Raw genomic sequence first — 16,134 nt, 5'->3', positions numbered from 1 at the left:
CTACGGGATGCGGACGGCGACCGCGTTGTACGTGGTCGTCGGTTCCGCCGGCGTGGTGAACCGGGCGTTCGGCAGGTAGAACCGCTTGCCGTACTCGGCGATCGTGGTCGGCACGTCGAAGCGCGGGTCACCGGTCCGGGACACCACGGTCCCGGTGGTGCCCTTGCGGTTCAGCTCGACCTTGGCGATCACGTTGAGCCGGTTCTGCACGGCGTAGAGGGTGCGGCCGCGCAGCCAGAGCCCGTCGCCGTTGACGAGGCTCTCGCCCGCACCGAGGTCGATCCGCTGCGCCACGCCGGAGAACGAGACCCGGAACAGCGAACCGGTGTTGGACTGCACCACGATCAGGGCACGGCCGTCCGGCGTGGTGGTGATGCCGTTGGCGTTGTTGCCCTCGCCGAGGACGAAGTCGCCGGTGAGCGGAACCGCGACGGCCTGTGCGGGCAGCCGGCCGTGCCGGCCGAACGGCAGCTTGAACAGAACGGCGTTGCGGGAGTCGGTGAACCAGGCCGCGTCGTCGGTGACGATCACGTCGTTGATGAACGCCGTGGTGCCGGCGGGCTGGAGCTGGTAGGAGCGCAGGACCTCACCGGTGCGCAGGTCGAGGACCCGGGCGTTGCCGCCGGCGCCGCCGGCCACGAAGAGCCGGCTGCCGTCGACCTTCATGCCGAGCGACGCGGTGCCCGGTCCCTCGCTGAAGGTGGCGCCCTTGCCGGTCCGCAGGTCGACCCGGTAGATGTCGCCGTCGACCCGGGAGCCGAAGTAGGCGAACGGTTTCGTGCCGATGGCGATGCCCTCGGGCTGGAAGCCGCTCGGCAGGGTGATTGTGGCAGGCATTGGCTTGGCATGGGCCGCCTCGGCGGGCGAGGCGGTTACGGTCACCGCGAGAGCGGTGCCGAGGAGGACGTTCGCAAGGGTACGGCGAAGCACAAAACTTCCTTTCCGATGCGTAACGGGACTCCGATGATTCCAACGCGTGTGAGCGGAACACACAACCGATTGCATATATAGCGATGTGAGCATACATTGGCGACGGCCCGCCGGACGACGGAAGGTAGACGACATGGGAGCCGGCCACGACCACGGCACACGGGCCCTGCACGGCGGGGCCCGGCATCGCCGGGCGCTCTGGTGGGCGGCCGGCCTGCTCACCGCGTTCATGCTTGTCGAAGCGGTGGCGGCCGGGCTCACCGGATCACTCGCCCTGCTCTCCGACGCCGGGCACATGTTCACCGACGTGCTGGGCATCGCCATGACGCTCGCCGCGATCACCGCGGCCGGGCGGGCCGGCGGTGACTCGCGCCGCACCTTCGGGCTCTACCGCCTCGAAGTGCTGGCCGCGCTGGCCAACGCCGTGCTGCTCACCGTCGTCGCCGGGTACGTGCTGGTGCAGGCGGTCCGCCGGTTCACCCACCCGCCGGAGGTGCCGGCCGGCTGGATGCTGCTGGTCGCCGCGGGCGGCCTGATCGCCAACCTGATCGCGTTCGCCCTGCTGCGCCCGGGCGCCGAGGAGAACATCGGGGTCCGCGGCGCCTACCTCGAAGTGCTCGGCGACCTGCTCGGCTCGGTCGGTGTCATCATCGCCGCCCTGGTGATCTGGCTGACCGGCTGGGCGTACGCGGACCCGATCGTCGCCGTCCTGGTGGCCCTGCTGATCCTGCCCCGCACGTTCGCGCTCGGCCGCTCCGCGGTCCGGATCCTGGTGCAGGCCGCCCCGGCGCATCTGGACATCTCCGCGGTCCGGGAGCGGCTCGCCGCCGTGCCCGGAGTCTGCGACGTGCACGACCTGCACGTGTGGACCCTCACCTCGGGGATGGACGTCGCCTCCGCACATCTGCGGCTGGACCCGGCGGCCGAGCTGGGCGCGGTGCTGTCGGTGGCTCGCGAGGCGTTGCACGCCGACTTCGCGATCGACCACGCCACCCTCCAGGTCGAGCCGGCCGGCGGCAGCCGGCACTGCACCCCGACCGGCTGGTGATTCCGCGCCGCCACCGGCGATGTCACGCCGCCACCGGCGAGTCAGCGCCGATTTCGCGCCGCAACCTATGGCGATCATCACATCGACGCGCGAAGATCGATGCATGTCAGCCGTCGTCCACCAGCCCCGCGTCGTCTGGGACGCCGCCCGATCCTTCGTCGGAGCGGCTGCCGGGCCACATCACCGGGAGTTCGCCGCCGAGGTCCTGCACCGGCTCGGCCCGGAGCTCTACGAAGCCCTGCTCGCCACCCACGAATACCTGGTCGCCGAGGGGATCCGGACCGGGGGCGACCGCACCGCCACCGACCTGGAGGCCGGTAAGTGGCGGGTGCGTCTCGACGAGTTCCTCCGCAGTCGCCCGGACTCGACCCAGGACGTGCGAGATCTGACCTCCCGGGGCTTCGAGTAACCAGCGGGGCATCTGTTCTTTTTGCGATCTGCCACGCCGGATGCGCAAAAAGATGACAATGCGAATCATGAGTGACGGCCGGGTCATGGTCTTCGCGCCGGCGCCCCAGCTGACGGTGACCATCGAACAACACCACGACGAGCCCGAACTGCACGTCCATCCGGGTGGTCAGGGCATCTGGCAGACCCGGATGATCACGTCGCTGGGCGCCCACGTGACGCTCTGCGCGGCCGCCGGCGGTGAGGTCGGCCGGGTGTTGAGTCCGCTGCTGGACGAGCTGCCCGGCGTAACCCTGCGCCTGGTCATGCGCGAGCACGGCAGCGGGTGGTATGTGCATGATCGCCGGGGCGGCAGCCGCCAGGAGATCGCCGAGCGGCCGGGCAGCCCACTGTCCCGGCACGAGCTGGACGAGCTCTACAACCTCACGCTCGCCGAAGGGCTGCGCGCCGGCATCGCGATCCTCAGCGGCCCGGCGCACCCCTCGGTGATCAAACCCGAGGTGTACGGCCGGCTCGCCGCCGATCTCCGGGCCAACGGCTGTGCGGTGATCGCCGACCTGTGCGGCAAGCATCTGGCCGCGGTGCTGGGTGCCGGCATCTCGGTGCTGAAGATCAGCCATGAGGAGCTGATCGCGGACGGCACCGCACCGGACGGGTCGACCCCGTCCCTGATCAAGGCGCTGCTGAAACTGCACGACGAGGGTGCCGAGACGGTTCTGGTGTCCCGCGCCGGCGAGGGCGCCCTCGCCCTGATCGACGGCGAGGTCTTCAACGTGGCGCTTCCCCGGCTGACCCCGGCCGAGCACCGCGGCGCCGGCGACTCGATGACGGCCGGTGTCGCGGCGACACTGGCGCACGGCGGCCCGATGGAGGAGGCCGTGCGTACCGGCGCGGCGGCGGGCGCACTCAACGTCACCCGGCACGGTCTGGGCACCGGGCACGTCGACGCGGTCCGGGTACTCACCGAACGAGTCGAACTGACACCGATGAAGAAGGCATCATGAGCTCGAACCCGGGCAACCAGGCACCGATGAGAATTCTGATAACGAACGACGACGGTATCGAGGCGCCGGGCATCCGCTGGCTGGCCCGCGCCTTCGCCCACGAGGGCTACGACGTGGTGGTGGCCGCGCCGCTGAGCGAGTCGAGCGGCAGCAGCGCCGCGATGACCGCGGTGGTCCAGGAGAACAAGATCGTGTCGGAGCCGCGAGATCTCGCCGGCGCCAAGCACATCCCGGCGTTCGGGGTGGCCGCCTCACCGGCCTACATCGTGCTGCTGGCGCTGCGGGAGGCGTTCGGCCCGCCACCCGAACTGGTGGTCTCCGGGATCAACCGGGGCGCCAACGCGGGCGCGGCCGTGGTGCACTCCGGCACCGTCGGCGCCACGCTCACCGCCTCACACGCCGGCCTGCGGGGCCTCGCCGTTTCCCTGGACGTCCTCACCCCGGCGGCGGCGACCGCGGCCAGCGGCGGGGCGGCCATCGCGGCGCTGGACGAGATCGACGACGAGCAGCACCACTGGGGCAGTGCGGCCGACCTGGCGGTGCGGCTGCTGCCCTCGCTGCTGCACACCCCACCCGGGACGATCTTCAACTTGAACGTGCCGGACCTGCACGTCGACGGGATCCGCGGGCTGCGGCAGGCCGCCCTGGCCAGGTTCGGCCAGGTGCAGATGAGCATCGCCGAGGCGGGCGAAGGTTATGTGCGGACGGCGGTGCAGGCCGCCGAGGAGGAACTGGAGGCCGGAACGGACCTGGCCGCCCTGGCCGACAACTTCGCCGTGGTCACGCCGATCCGGGCACCGCACGAGGACACCGGGATCCGGATCAACGTCGACGCGGTCCGGGTGCAGAGCCCCGGCTTCTAGGGCCTGCGCGGTGGCAGGCCCGGAGACACCGCGGCGGCCATCACCCGCCGGCGGGGGGACCGCGGTGGTCACCTGCCGACAGGGGTGACCGCGTCCTCGTGCGGCTGTGGGTTGCCGAACAGGCCGAGCAGGCCGGTGACCCACAGCTGCCGGTGGGCGAACCGGCTGGGCCGGGTCACGACGAGTTTGACACCACTGACCCCGGCGAGCTGGAACGCGGCCACGAGGGCGCTGATCCCCACGGAGTCGATGAAGGTCACGTGCTGCATGTTGAGTTCGATCCGGCCGGGACTCGAGTCGGCCAGTTGCGCGCCGACCGCCTCGCGGATCTCGTATGCGTTCTCGACATCGATCTCGCCACGGGGCGAGACCTCAACGGCACCGTCGGCCAGCGTCGACGTCGTTATCGACAGCGTCACGCCTCTTCCCTCCACCCGCCCGGCAGGTCCGGGCGTTGTTCCTCTTGTTCGTGGGTCAGCCACCACTGCTGAGCAGAGCGGCAGGACTACCCCCGGAAGATTCGGTGAAACTGACCAAGAGGTTAGGCCCCGAACCTGTCAGTCGCCTGAGTGGCCCGTGTGAACGAGGTCAACAGTACAGCGGCGGAGCAAATCGTTTTAGAACCGTGATGACGTCCACACCGGACGTTTGCCGACCACTACCCTGGGGCAAGGTCGCTCTCAGGGGCCATCGCAGGAGGTAACGACGATGTCGTGGAACAGGAAGAGCCGGGCGGAACGCACCGCCAACCAGGCTTGGGAATATCTGACCTCGGCCATGGCCGCCGCTGCGGGTGAGGGCGCGGACACGGCCGGTGACCTTGCCGGCCGGGCCGGGCGGAGCGGCCGCAAGCTGGCCGAACGCGCCGGGAGCCGGAGTTCGGCCCTGGCCGGGCAGGCCGGCGAGCGCGTGAGCTCTGTCACAGACGAGGCGTGGAGCCGGGCGAACGCCGCGGCGAACGCTCTGGCCGGGCACCGGCCGGCACGCCCGTGGGGCCTGATCGCCGCGGTGGCGCTGATCGGTGTGGCGGTCGGCTGGGCCGCCGCGAGCACCGCCCGGGCCGCCCAGGAGCGGCAGGCCGAGAACGAGGAGCTGGAGCTCGCGGAAACCGCGATCGTCGTCACACCTACTTACGACGAGCGCTGAGCACAGCTCCCGCACAGCGGGCCAGCACCCGGGTAGCAGGGGCGAAACGGCTCATCGAGGTCTTCGTGGCAGGTGGGAGGTCGGTTTCGCCGACCTCCCACGGATGGGCGGAGATCTGTACAGTTGAGCGACGCTCGGCTTCCTCCGCGGCACCCTGACTGGGCCGCCCGATCAGATAAGGCCCCGCTGGTGCTCAGTGCCGGACATCTCCTGGACAACCGGTACCGGTTGGACGATCGCGTCGCGACCGGCGGGATGGGTGACGTCTGGCGCGGCACCGACGTCGTGCTCGGTCGCACTGTCGCCGTGAAGGTGCTGCGCACCGCGATGCTGGAGGATCCGGAGTTCGCCACCCGGTTCTACGGCGAGGCCCGGATGATGGCCACGTTCCGGCACCCCGGCGTCGTCGAGGTCTACGACTACGCCAGCGACGGCGACTACGACGGCCCGGAGAAGGTCGCCTACCTGGTGATGGCGTTCGTCGAGGGCGAGCCGCTGTCGAACCGGGTCAAAGAGGGCCCGATCCCGGTCACCGAGACCCTGTCGATCGTGGCCCAGGCCGCCGACGCGCTGCACGCGGCGCACCAGGCCGGCATCGTGCACCGCGACATCAAGCCCGGCAACCTGATCGTGAAGCCGACCGGCGCGGTCATCCTGATCGACTTCGGGGTGGCCCGGTCCAACGCGATGACGAGCGTCACCGGCCTCAACGCGATCGTCGGCACCGCTCTCTACATGGCACCCGAGCAGGTCGCCAAGGGCAACCTGACGCCGGCCACCGACATCTACGCGCTCGGTGCCGTGGCCTACCACTGCATCGCCGGGCAGCCGCCGTTCGACGGCGAGAACGCGCTCCAGGTCGCGCTGCGCCACCTGGAGGACGAGCCGCCGCCGCTGCCCGACACCGTGCCCCTCGAGGTGCGGCAGCTGATCGCCCGGGCGATGGCGAAACAGCCGGCCGACCGGTTCCAGAGCGCTGCCGAGTTCGCCGAGGCGGCGTTCGCGGCCGCCGGCCCCACCGACTGGAAACGGCTGACCGGCACCGCGATGGTCGCCCCGCACAGCCCGGCGGCGCCGACCCAGGCCGTGCCCCGGCAGCGCGGCTTCACCCAGCAGCAGCAGGCGGTCCGGCCGCCGTCCGTCCCGCAGCAGCCGGTCGCGGTGCGGAACCGGTCGTCGCAGCCCCTCGCCCAGCGCGGGCTGATGGTCGCGATCCTGGCGCTCTTCGTCGTGGCCGGTGGGCTCGGGGTGGCCTTCGCGCTCACCCAGGGCGACGAGAAGGGGGCCACGACCGCGCCCACCCAGCAGCAGAACGAGCAGCCCGTCGAGGAGGTCGCGCCGCCGCCGGTGAGCGAGGAGGCCGAGCCCTCGACGGCGCCCACCAGCCGGCGCCCGGTGCGGACCCCGCGCAGCTCGGCGGCGGTCAGCTCGGCGCCCCCGTCGTCGGCGGCGCCGACCGACAACGCACCGAGCACCACCCCGCCCACCACGGAGCCGACCACCACGCCGCCGACCCAAACCACGACCACGCCCCCGGTCCAGACGACCACCACGCCGCCGCAGGAGCCGGAGGAGCCCGAGGAGCCGGAGGAGCCCGAGGAGCCGCCGGTCACGACCACGGCGACCACGGGCACGGGCGGCGGCGGCACCACCGGGGGATAAACCTCAACTCACCGGGTCCGGGGCCGATGGACTCGGCGGCACGATGGCAACCGTGCCGCTACCGGAAGGGCCCCTGACATGACAGAAGCTCCGCCGTGGGCGGCCGCTCCGGCGCCGCCCCAGCCGGCGCCGCCACCGGATCCGGCGACACAGCCGTTCGGCGGCGTGGTCCCACCGTACGGTTCTCCCGAGAACCGGCACGGCCAGCTTCTGGTGCGGTTCCCGGAAGAGGTGCACGGCTCGGCCCGGCCGGTGGCACCGTCGTGGCGGCCGGTGGTGGCCTGGACCTTCTTCCTCAGCGTGCTCGGCGTCGTCGCGGCGATGCGCCGTTCCGGCCGCGCCCGCCGGTACGGCCGGGAACGCTCGCCGTACTGGGTGGCGTTCGGCGTCACCCTGGTGGCCGGGGCCGCGTTCTGGTCGGCCCTGCTCTACACCGTCGCGCTGCCGGTCTACCAGCACTTCGCGGAGAAGAAGCTGACCGCGGCCCTGGAGAGCACGGTGCTGACCGACGGCCGGATCGCGAAGTCCGCCGGCGCGACCGTCACGAACCCGCAGTGCGCCCCGCAGGGTGAGCGGAACGGCGACGGGCTGCGCACCTACGTCTGCACGTTCACCCTTGTCGACGGCAAGAAGACGTCGGTGTTCGTGCAGGCCGACCGCAACACCAACTGGGAGCTGAGCGACTGACCCGAGGCGGTGCCGGACGGCACCGCCTCGCATCACGGAGCCGGCTCAGAAGGTGATCGGCACGCCCGCGCGGACGAGCTGCCAGTTCTTGACGAAGAACTCGGCCGGGTCGATCGTGCCCCGGGCCTGTGCCCAGTCGATCAGGAGCTGGCGGATCTCCTGCTGCGCGTTGTACACCTGCGTCTTCACGATGCCCGGGAAGCTGCCGCCGCCGGAGCGCCGGTAGTTGTTCACCGCCACCACGAACTGGGCGTCGGCCGCCACGTCGGCGCCGGCGATCTGGAAGCGGGTGATCCGGCTGCCGACCGGCCGGCTGATGTCGATGTCGTAGTCCACGCCGGAGAACACGTCGTAGTTGTAGTCCGGCACCGCGGGGTCGCTGATCGTCGCCGGGTCGACCGGCGCGTCGGGTGCCAGCGTGACGAAATACTTCGCCGAGTACTCCAGGTAGGCCTTCACCTCCGCGCCGGTCATCACGACCGCTTCCAGGGTGTTGTCGTAGATGTAGAGCCCGGCCACGTCCTTGATCTTGACGTCGCCCTGCGGGAACACCGCGGTCCGGCTGAACGGCGCCGCGATGGAGAGCACCGGCAGCCCGGCGTACGACGTGCCGGCGAGCGCCGCCGTGACGGTGTCGGTCTGCACCTTGTTGATGTAGTCGAGGATCGGGGTGTCGGAGTACCGGGAGGTCGCGGCGGACAGCGTCGCGGTCGACGTGGCGACCACCTGGTTGACGTAGGCGACCGTCTTCTCGTGCTGCTTGCGCACCGCGGCCAGCACCTTCGGATCGGCCTCGACGGTGTTGGTGTTCAGCGTGGTGGCCGACTTCGAGGTGATCTTCCAGGCGCCCCGCTCGCGGACCAGGTCGAAGTCCATCCGGGTGAGCCGCTGGCCCCACTTCGACGGCTCGGAGAGCAGTACCTGCTTGCCGGTCTTCAGGTTGGTCACGAACCGTTCGGGCACCTCGCGGTGGGCGTGTCCGAAAAGGATCGCGTCGATTCCCGGGACCTGCTCGGCGATCAGCGCGGTCGGGTTCTCGTTGGGCAGTTCGTCGCCGTAACTGGACGTACCGCTGTCGCCGCCGTGCGCGGAGATCAGCACGACGTCGGCGCCGCGGGCCCGCATGATCGGCACCCAGGTGGCCGCCGCCGCGACCATGTCGGTGAATTTGATCTTGCCCTCGACGGTGGCCCGGTCCCAGATCGCCGACCCCGGGTTGGTGAGACCCAGGATGCCGACGCGCAGCGTCGGCGCGTGCCGGCCGAGCGAGACCTTCTTGATGATGTACGGGGTGAACGCCGGCCTGCCGGTCCGCACACTCACCGCGTTCGCCGCCAGGGCCGGGAAGCCGAGCTGGCGGATCCAGAGGTTCAGCAGCGGCAGGCCGTAGTTGAACTCGTGGTTGCCGAGCGTGACGGCGTCGTAGTGCAGGACGTTCATGGCGCGAGCCATCGGGTGCTTCTCACCGGTCGAGGTGATCGGCTCCTGCTTGGCGTAATAGGTGGCCAGCGGCGTGCCCTGGATCGTGTCACCGGCGTCGAGGACCAGGACCGGGCCGGTCGCCTCGGCGCGCAGCCGATTCACCAGGGCGGCCAGTTTCGCCACGCCGACGTCGTTGTGCGCGCTGTCGTCGTACTCGGCGTCGGAGTAATAGTCCCAGTTGTAGACGTTGCCGTGCGTGTCCGAGGTGCCCAGGACGGTGAGCCGGTAGGCCGCCGCCGGGCGCTGGTGACCGCCGGCCTGCGCCGCTTCGGAGACGACGAGCGGCGCGGCGGCGGCCGCCGCGCCGGCGGCCAGCACGCTGCGGCGGGAGACGCCGGGGAGAAGGGTCATCGGGAACCTCACATCGGTGCGGTGACGCCACGAAGGCGTCCAGAAGACGGACCTTAACGCTGAATAGGGTCACTGGTCGATCGATGGGACGTCACGCGTGGATCAAATCTCGTCGGGCGTCGGGATACCCAGCAGACACATGCCGAGGTGGAGCGTCCGCGCGGTCCGATCGGCCAAGGAAAGCCGGCTCGCCCGGGTCTCGTCGTCCGCCGCCCGCAGCACCGGGCACCGCTCGTAGAAGGCGGAGAACGTCGCGGCGAGCTCGTGCAGGTAGGACGCGATCCGGTGCGGCTCGCGCGACGCCGCCGCGCCGCGCACGGCCGGTCCCAGGCCGAGCAGGGCGAGACCGAGCGCGCGCTCGGCCGGGTGGACGATCCGGATCGGTCCGGGCGCGGTGGCGGCCCGGGCACGCAGCGAGCGGATCCGGGCGTACGCGTACTGAAGGTAAGGCCCGGTGTTCCCGGTGGCCGCCAGCATCCGGTCCACGTCGAAGACGTAGTCGCCGCGCCGGTCGCCGGAGAGGTCGGCGTACTTGATCGCGGCCAGCCCGATCTCCGGCGCGGAGGCCCGGGACACCGCCTCGTCGAGCAGGTCGGCGAGGCGGATCGTCTCCCCCGACCGGCTCTTCAGCATCCGGCCGTCGGCGCCGAGCACCGAACCGAACCCGATGTGCTCGGCACGGACCGTCTCCGGCAGCCAGCCGGCCGCCCGGGCCACCGCGAAGACCATCCGGAAATGGATCCGCTGCGGCGCCCCGACGACGTAGAGCAACTCGGTGGCCCGGAGGTCGCGGACCCGGTGGCGCAGGGCGGCGAGGTCGGTGGCCGCGTACCCGAATCCGCCGTCGCCCTTGCGCACGATCAGCGGGATCGGGCTGCCGTCCCGGCCCGTGAAGCCGGCCGGGAACGCGCAGAGCGCGCCGTCGCTCTCCACCAGCAAGCCCTGCGCGTCCAGGTCGGCCACCACGCCGGGAAGATCGTCGGCATAGCTGCTCTCCCCCGCGAAGTCGGCCGGTCCCAGCGTGACGCCGAGCCGGTCGTAGACCGCCAGGAACGCCTGCTCCGAGCGCTGCACCAGCCGCCGCCACAGCGCCTGGGTCGCCGCGTCGCCGGCCTGCAGCGCCACCACCCGCAGCCGGGCCCGGGTGCGGAACTCCTCGTCGGCGTCGAAGGCGGCCCGCGCCCGGCGGTAGAACGCGGTCAGGTCACCGAGCGAGTGCTCCGCGCCGGCGCCCTCGGCGATCAGCTGCTCGATGAGCATGCCGAACGGCGTGCCCCAGTCACCGAGGTGGTTGACGCGCAGTACCTCGTGCCCCTGCCATTCGAGCGTCCGGGCCAGCGCGTCGCCGATGACCGTGGAGCGCAGGTGCCCGACGTGCATCTCCTTGGCGACGTTCGGACCGGAGTAGTCCACGACGATCCGTTCCGGTCGCGCCACCGGCGGGATGCCGAGCCGGTCGTCGCCGCCCAGCGCGTCCAGCGACACCGCGATCAGGTCGTCGCTGACGGTCAGGTTGAGAAAGCCGGGCCCGGAGACGGTGATCTCCGCGAGGCCGCCGAGCTGCACCCGGCCGGCCACCTCGGCCGCGATCTCACGGGGCGGCCGGCCCAGCGTGCGGGCCAGGGCGAGCGGTGCGCCGGACTGGAAATCGGCGTGCGGTGACACGCGGACGGCCGGGTCCACGGGGGTGCCGGCGGCCGCTTCGAGAGCGGGCGCGAGCCGGTCGTGCAGGAGCTTTTCGAGATTCACGTCGACCCCATCGAGGATGAGACGGGTCGACCAGCCACGATCCGATGCCGGCGGGTGACGACCCGCCGGTGGAAACGCAGAGCTTCAGCGGCGGCCCGAGGGACGCCGGCGTCGCACGCTGAAGCAGAACATGCGCCGACTATAACGGTCAGTGGTCCTGGTGGGCGATCCTGGTCATCTGCGGCCAGAGCAGGATCACGAAGACGGTGGAGCCGATGAAGGCCGCCCAGAACGGCGCCGCCACGCCGTAGTGGGTGGCGAGCACGCCGCCGGCCGCCGAGCCGATCACCAGGCCGCCGTAGACGCAGATCGTGTTCACGCTGTCCACCCGGCCCTGCAGGTGCTGCGGCACGGCACGCTGACGGACCACCTTGGAGGTCGTGCCCCAGACGAACGCGTGCGCCCCGAAGACGAAGAAGACCGGCAGCGCCACCCACGGCAAGGTCGTCGCGGCCAGCGCCAGATGCGTGAGCGTCTCGATGATCAGGCCGATCCGCATCAGGTTGCCCAGGCTGATCCGGGCGGTCAGCCACCCGTAGAGGCTGGTGCCGAGGATGCCGCCGGCGGCCGAGAACGTGGTGATCAGTCCGAATCCGATCGCCCCCAGCCCGAGCCGCTCGCTCGCGTAGAGCACCAGCACCGACCAGGCGGCCCCGAACGTCAGGTTGAAGATCAAGATCGTCAGGCAGAGGGTACGCACCGCGGCGTGCCGCACCACCCAGTGGATACCTTCGGCGATCTCCCGCCGGACACCACCGGAACCGGCGTCCACCACCGCGGACCCGGCGTCCAGCGCTGCGGACCCGGCGCCCTCCCCGAGCGGACTTGCGTCGGCGCCTTCCCCGACCGGCCGGACGTCCACGCCGGGCCGGCCGGCGACCCGGGCCGCACGGCCGTGCGGTGGCAGCCGGACCTTCGCCACCAGCAGGATGCCGGCGCAGAGCAGGACCACCTCGGCGACCAGCGGCCAGACCCGGCCGGCGGCGAAGAACGCCGCGCCCAACGGCGGACCGGCGAGCTGGTTGAGCGTGATGAAGCCGGTCTGCAGACGGGCGTTCGCGACCGCCAGGTCGTCCCGGTGCACCAGCATCGGCGTCATCGTCGACGTGGTGTTGTCGGCGAACACCTCGGCGGTGGCGAGCAGTCCGAGACCGATCAGTGCGCCCTGGACGTCGAGGTGGCCGGTGGCGAGCAGCACGACGAGCGCGGCCAGCACCAGCAGCCGGGCGGCGTTGGCGACAAGCACGATCCGGCGCCGGTCGTGGCGGTCGGAGAGCACCCCGGCGTAGAGGCCGCAGATCAGCGGCGGCGCCCAGCCCAGCAGCGCGGCCATCGAGATCAGGAACGGGTCGGCGGTGAGCGAGGCGACAAGCAGCGGGCCGGCGGCCGCGGCGATGCCGTCACCGAGGTTAGTCGCCCAGGACGAGGCGAGCAGCCACCGGAAGCTGATGCCGAGCCGGGCCGGGAGGAAGGTCTGGACGAGCGAGCTCACCGGGGGCACCCTAACTCCCGCCGGCGTGGCTACCATCGGGGCCATGTCGAGCGGAGCGCCGGACCGGAGCACCACACCGGACGCACCCGTGCCGGCCGATCCCAGCCCGAAGCTGCCCGATCCCAGCCCAGAGCCGGCCGATCCGGGCCCGGAGCCCACTGCCGCCGGCTGGGAGCCGACCGGCGCGGGCGTGCTGCGGCTGCCGTCGGGGCGGCTCGTCCGGGGGCGCGGCCTGCGGTACCCGATGCCCTCCGGGCACCCGCCGCAGTTCGGTGTCTACCTGCTCGGCTCGGCGCCGCCCGAGGTCGGCTGGACCCACCGCTGGGTGCGCTGGCCGGATTTCTGGTTGCCGGCCGATCAGGCGTACACCCGCACGGTTCTGCTGGAAGCCCTGCGCCGCAGCGCGGGTGAGCGCGTCGAGGTGGCCTGCGGCGGCGGGCGTGGCCGGACCGGGACCGCGCTGGCGTGCCTGGCCGTGCTGGACGGTGTGCCGGCGGGCGAGGCGGTCGCGTGGGTGCGGCGCCACTACCATCCGCGGGCGGTCGAGACGCCCTGGCAGAAGCGCCTCGTCGGCCGGTTCGGCTGATCGGTCACTCGGGCTCCCGCGCCGCGGAATCACGCGCCCCGGCGGCCCCGGAGCTTCCCGCCGCGCTCCCTTCGGTCCTCTCGGGCCTCGAATCCTGGGCTCTGGCGTCGCCCGGGCGGTTGTTGCGGATCTCGGCGGCCAGTTTCACCGTCTCCTGGTAGGAGCGCCACGCCAGCCAGACGCCGACCGCGGCGAGAGCCGCGCCGGTGACGCCGGCCAGCTGGTCGGCGAGTGCCGGGCCCAGCGCCGCCACCGCCATGATCAGGGCGAGCAGGGAGAGCAGGCCGAGGCCGGCAGTGCGGAGCCGCTTGTTGGACAGGCTTGCGGCGCTGGTGGCCGGATCCTTGCCGCGGGCTTTCAGGAAGAGGTAGACGCCGCCTTCCGCCAGGAGGATCACGGCGGTTGCGAAGATCGGAATCTGCCACGCCTGCAGTCCGATATCGATCATCTCAACGCCTCCCGCAGATCGTCGACGAAGCGCTGGGTGAGTTCCTCGTCGCGGTACAGGTAGGCGAACGTGTGGTCCTTGAAGGCGCGGGCGAAGTCGGCGTAGCCGGGATGCATGGGGCGCGGGCGGGACGCCTCCACCGCGGTCCGGATCGTGGTGACGTGCGGCGCGACCGCCTGCACACCGGCGTCGATGTAGGCGTCCAGGCCGGGCGGCGCGAACCCGAAGGACGCCAGCAGTTTCTGGGCCGGCTCGTCGGTCAGGAACTGGATCACCTGCTCGGCCTCGTCGCGGTGCGCGGAGTCGCTGGCCACCGCCAGGCTCTGCCCGCCGAGGATGCCGACCGGCAACCCGCCGAGACGGATCTCCATGGTGCCCGCCTTGCTGCCCCGCTCGGCCCGGTCCACCTGCGGGAACCAGACCGGCCAGTTCCGCATGTAGCGCGCGTCGCGCACGTTGTAGGTGCGGATGGTCGTCTCCTCGCTGGACTCCGGCAGCACCCGGCGGCGGCGCAGCGCGTCGGCGAGCGGCGCGAGAGCGGTCTTCCACTGCCCGAGGTTGAACGAGACCGTGCCGCCGGCGTCCAGGATCGCCTCGTCCTGGGCGAGCGCCTGCTCCAGCACGTTGACGACGAACGCCTCGTCGGTGGCGATCCCGTCGGTCCTGAGCTGCGCGGTCAGACTGCCCTGGGCCAGCACCTCGTCCATGCTCGGCGCGAGGTCGGTCGCGCGCTTGTCGGTGATCCGGCGGAACAGCATGCCGACGTCGGTGTTGAACGGGATCGCCCAGTACTCGTCCGGGGAGTTCTCCACGGCGCAGACCCGCTGCACCGGGTCGAGCAGGGTGGCGTCGTTGCGGGGCACGAGCGGCGTGATCCGGCCGGCCTCGGCGAACCGCGGGATGTGGATGACATCGAGGTTGTAGATGTCGGCCCGGGTCTCGACGAACTTCGCGTACTGATCCTGGGTGGAGCTGTTCACCTCCACCACCTCGATGGTGATGTCCGGGTGCAGGCGGTTCCACATGTTGATCAGCAGCTGGCGCGCGCCGGTCGCGTCGGCGCCGGTGGTCAGCACAAGTTTGACCGGCTCGCGGCGGGTGAACAGATAGCCGGCAGCGGTGGAGAGGGTGCCGGCGGTCAGCGCACCGGCGACGAACGACCGTCGGGAGTAGAGCTCCACCATGTGATTCACGTTACTCGATGTTGGCACCTCCGGTGTGCCTGGATGAGCGCTTATCCCCGTACGCTCGCGCCCTGCTCCTCCGGGCCCAGAGCGGCGAACAACGGCGCCGGGTCACCTCGACCGGCGACGGCGCCGCGGGCTCCGAAGCGACGGCCCGGCAGGCGCACACGGTCTGACGCGGGGCGGGTGGTGACGCCCGCCCCGCGTACCGCTTCTCAGCCCTGATTCTCCTCGGCCAGCACCTTCTGCACCTCGGTGCGCAGGGACTGCAGCTCGTCCTCGATCCGGTGGTGCTCACTTGACGTGTAGCGCAGGATCGAACCCGCTTCCTGCAGGCTCGGCTTCGCGCCGGACTGCACCGCGATGTTCAGCCGGGTCTTCCACACCCGCTCAGCGGCTCGGGTCGCCGCCGCGTCGATCTGGGCGGAGAGCCACTTCTTGTCGGCGTCGGTCAGTGCCACGGGGATGTCCTCCAGTCGCCAGGATGAGGTGTCGACCTCACGTGCGGTCTCGTACGAGGCGGAGAAGTGCGCGTGTTCGGTGTGCGGGCTGGAACCGGTGTAGGCGCGCTGTCGCCAGCCGTTCGACGCCTCCCAGATCCGGCGGTTGTAGATGATGTAGCGCAGCCGTTTCTCGGCCCCGCTGCGGCACCGGCGCAGGAGGTGCCGCACCACCATCTCCATGGTCAGGTTCGGGGTACGCAGATCGGCGTCCGCGTCGAACGCGTGCACCTCGTGCTTGGAGTCGGCGTCCCGGATCGGCACCCGGCCGGTCTCGTCGTCGTTGTGGTCGGAGACACTTGCCCGATGTGCCCGGTCTCCAATGGTTCCATCTGATTTCTTGTCGCGGCCGGGGGCGATGCCGTTCAGTTCGGCACGCAACCGCACCAGGCAGGGCACCAGAACCCAGTCAGCCATCGGGGTCCTCTCAGCACTGTCGTTGATATCAGCTTTTGTTCGCTTGAATCCCCCGTGCTTGAGGCTCCATGGTTACCGCTGAAACGCGCCGGCAAAACGCACGGACAGGTGAGCGGTCACCGAGTTTTCGCAAATGTCCTGGTCCGGACGGCATGCGGCGATGTGCCACATCGGCGG

Annotated in this window: 16 protein-coding genes; 8 read left to right on the top strand and 8 right to left on the bottom strand. The window is 71.1% G+C overall.

Features of this window, described 5'->3' with window-relative positions; all coding sequences use genetic code 11:
- Positions 1-837, bottom strand: coding sequence for an SMP-30/gluconolactonase/LRE family protein (locus LPA41_RS20585; RefSeq protein ID WP_229072276.1), 837 nt, complete (start codon positions 835-837; stop codon positions 1-3).
- A 226-nt stretch (positions 838-1,063) separates the two neighbouring features.
- Between LPA41_RS20585 and LPA41_RS20580 the strand changes: the two genes are divergently transcribed.
- The 4 genes from LPA41_RS20580 (at position 1,064) to surE (ending at position 4,253) form a co-directional block, all read left to right on the top strand.
- The gene (locus LPA41_RS20580; RefSeq protein ID WP_229072275.1) at positions 1,064-1,978 is read left to right on the top strand and encodes a cation diffusion facilitator family transporter; all 915 of its coding nucleotides are present in this window, start codon (positions 1,064-1,066) and stop codon (positions 1,976-1,978) included.
- A 103-nt stretch (positions 1,979-2,081) separates the two neighbouring features.
- Positions 2,082-2,387, top strand: a complete 306-nt coding sequence (locus LPA41_RS20575; RefSeq protein ID WP_229072274.1) for a hypothetical protein — start codon at positions 2,082-2,084, stop codon at positions 2,385-2,387.
- 58 nt (positions 2,388-2,445) lie between these two features.
- On the top strand, positions 2,446-3,390 hold the full coding sequence (locus LPA41_RS20570; RefSeq protein WP_229072273.1) for a 1-phosphofructokinase family hexose kinase: 945 nt from the start codon (positions 2,446-2,448) through the stop codon (positions 3,388-3,390).
- On the top strand, positions 3,387-4,253 hold the full coding sequence (gene surE / locus LPA41_RS20565) for a 5'/3'-nucleotidase SurE (protein ID WP_229072272.1): 867 nt from the start codon (positions 3,387-3,389) through the stop codon (positions 4,251-4,253). The genes LPA41_RS20570 and surE overlap by 4 nt, the downstream gene beginning before the upstream one ends.
- A 68-nt stretch (positions 4,254-4,321) precedes the next feature.
- Here the strand turns inward: surE and LPA41_RS20560 are convergent, their stop codons facing one another.
- Positions 4,322-4,672, bottom strand: coding sequence for an STAS domain-containing protein (locus LPA41_RS20560; protein ID WP_229072271.1), 351 nt, complete (start codon positions 4,670-4,672; stop codon positions 4,322-4,324).
- Positions 4,673-4,961: 289 nt separating this feature from the next.
- Here LPA41_RS20560 and LPA41_RS20555 point away from each other — a divergent pair, with 289 nt between their 5' ends.
- From LPA41_RS20555 to LPA41_RS20545, 3 genes are all read left to right on the top strand, one after another.
- The gene (locus tag LPA41_RS20555) at positions 4,962-5,399 is read left to right on the top strand and encodes a hypothetical protein (protein ID WP_229072270.1); all 438 of its coding nucleotides are present in this window, start codon (positions 4,962-4,964) and stop codon (positions 5,397-5,399) included.
- 189 nt (positions 5,400-5,588) lie between these two features.
- Positions 5,589-7,061 (top strand): serine/threonine-protein kinase, encoded by a 1,473-nt coding sequence (locus LPA41_RS20550; protein ID WP_229072269.1) that lies wholly within the window; start codon positions 5,589-5,591, stop codon positions 7,059-7,061.
- Positions 7,062-7,139: 78 nt separating this feature from the next.
- On the top strand, positions 7,140-7,748 hold the full coding sequence (locus LPA41_RS20545) for a hypothetical protein (RefSeq protein WP_229072268.1): 609 nt from the start codon (positions 7,140-7,142) through the stop codon (positions 7,746-7,748).
- Between the two features lie 45 nt (positions 7,749-7,793).
- On the opposite strand, the gene LPA41_RS20540 is transcribed toward LPA41_RS20545, so the two are convergent.
- From LPA41_RS20540 to LPA41_RS20530, 3 genes are all read right to left on the bottom strand, one after another.
- Positions 7,794-9,581, bottom strand: coding sequence for a bifunctional UDP-sugar hydrolase/5'-nucleotidase (locus LPA41_RS20540; RefSeq protein WP_229072267.1), 1,788 nt, complete (start codon positions 9,579-9,581; stop codon positions 7,794-7,796).
- Between the two features lie 102 nt (positions 9,582-9,683).
- Positions 9,684-11,330, bottom strand: coding sequence for an arginine--tRNA ligase (gene argS / locus LPA41_RS20535; RefSeq protein ID WP_229072266.1), 1,647 nt, complete (start codon positions 11,328-11,330; stop codon positions 9,684-9,686).
- A 148-nt stretch (positions 11,331-11,478) separates the two neighbouring features.
- Positions 11,479-12,822 (bottom strand): MFS transporter, encoded by a 1,344-nt coding sequence (locus LPA41_RS20530; protein ID WP_229072265.1) that lies wholly within the window; start codon positions 12,820-12,822, stop codon positions 11,479-11,481.
- A gap of 244 nt (positions 12,823-13,066) precedes the next feature.
- On the opposite strand from LPA41_RS20530, the gene LPA41_RS20525 reads away from it, so the two are divergent.
- A complete protein-coding gene (locus LPA41_RS20525; RefSeq protein ID WP_229072346.1) occupies positions 13,067-13,408 on the top strand; it encodes a protein phosphatase in 342 nt (113 codons plus the stop codon).
- A gap of 4 nt (positions 13,409-13,412) precedes the next feature.
- Here the strand turns inward: LPA41_RS20525 and LPA41_RS20520 are convergent, their stop codons facing one another.
- The 3 genes from LPA41_RS20520 to LPA41_RS20510 all read right to left on the bottom strand — a co-directional run bounded on the left by LPA41_RS20520 (position 13,413) and on the right by LPA41_RS20510 (position 15,957).
- A complete protein-coding gene (locus LPA41_RS20520) occupies positions 13,413-13,856 on the bottom strand; it encodes a hypothetical protein (RefSeq protein WP_229072264.1) in 444 nt (147 codons plus the stop codon).
- The gene (locus tag LPA41_RS20515) at positions 13,853-15,040 is read right to left on the bottom strand and encodes an extracellular solute-binding protein (RefSeq protein ID WP_229072263.1); all 1,188 of its coding nucleotides are present in this window, start codon (positions 15,038-15,040) and stop codon (positions 13,853-13,855) included. Before LPA41_RS20515 ends, LPA41_RS20520 begins: the two co-directional genes overlap by 4 nt.
- Before the next feature lie 215 nt (positions 15,041-15,255).
- Positions 15,256-15,957 (bottom strand): hypothetical protein, encoded by a 702-nt coding sequence (locus LPA41_RS20510; RefSeq protein WP_229072262.1) that lies wholly within the window; start codon positions 15,955-15,957, stop codon positions 15,256-15,258.
- Positions 15,958-16,134 lie beyond the last annotated feature (177 nt).

Source organism: Actinoplanes sp. DH11, from assembly GCF_020873875.1.
GTDB lineage: Bacteria > Actinomycetota > Actinomycetes > Mycobacteriales > Micromonosporaceae > Actinoplanes.
The sequence above is the reverse complement of the archived record's forward strand: the minus strand, read 5'-3'. Positions and strand labels throughout refer to the sequence as shown.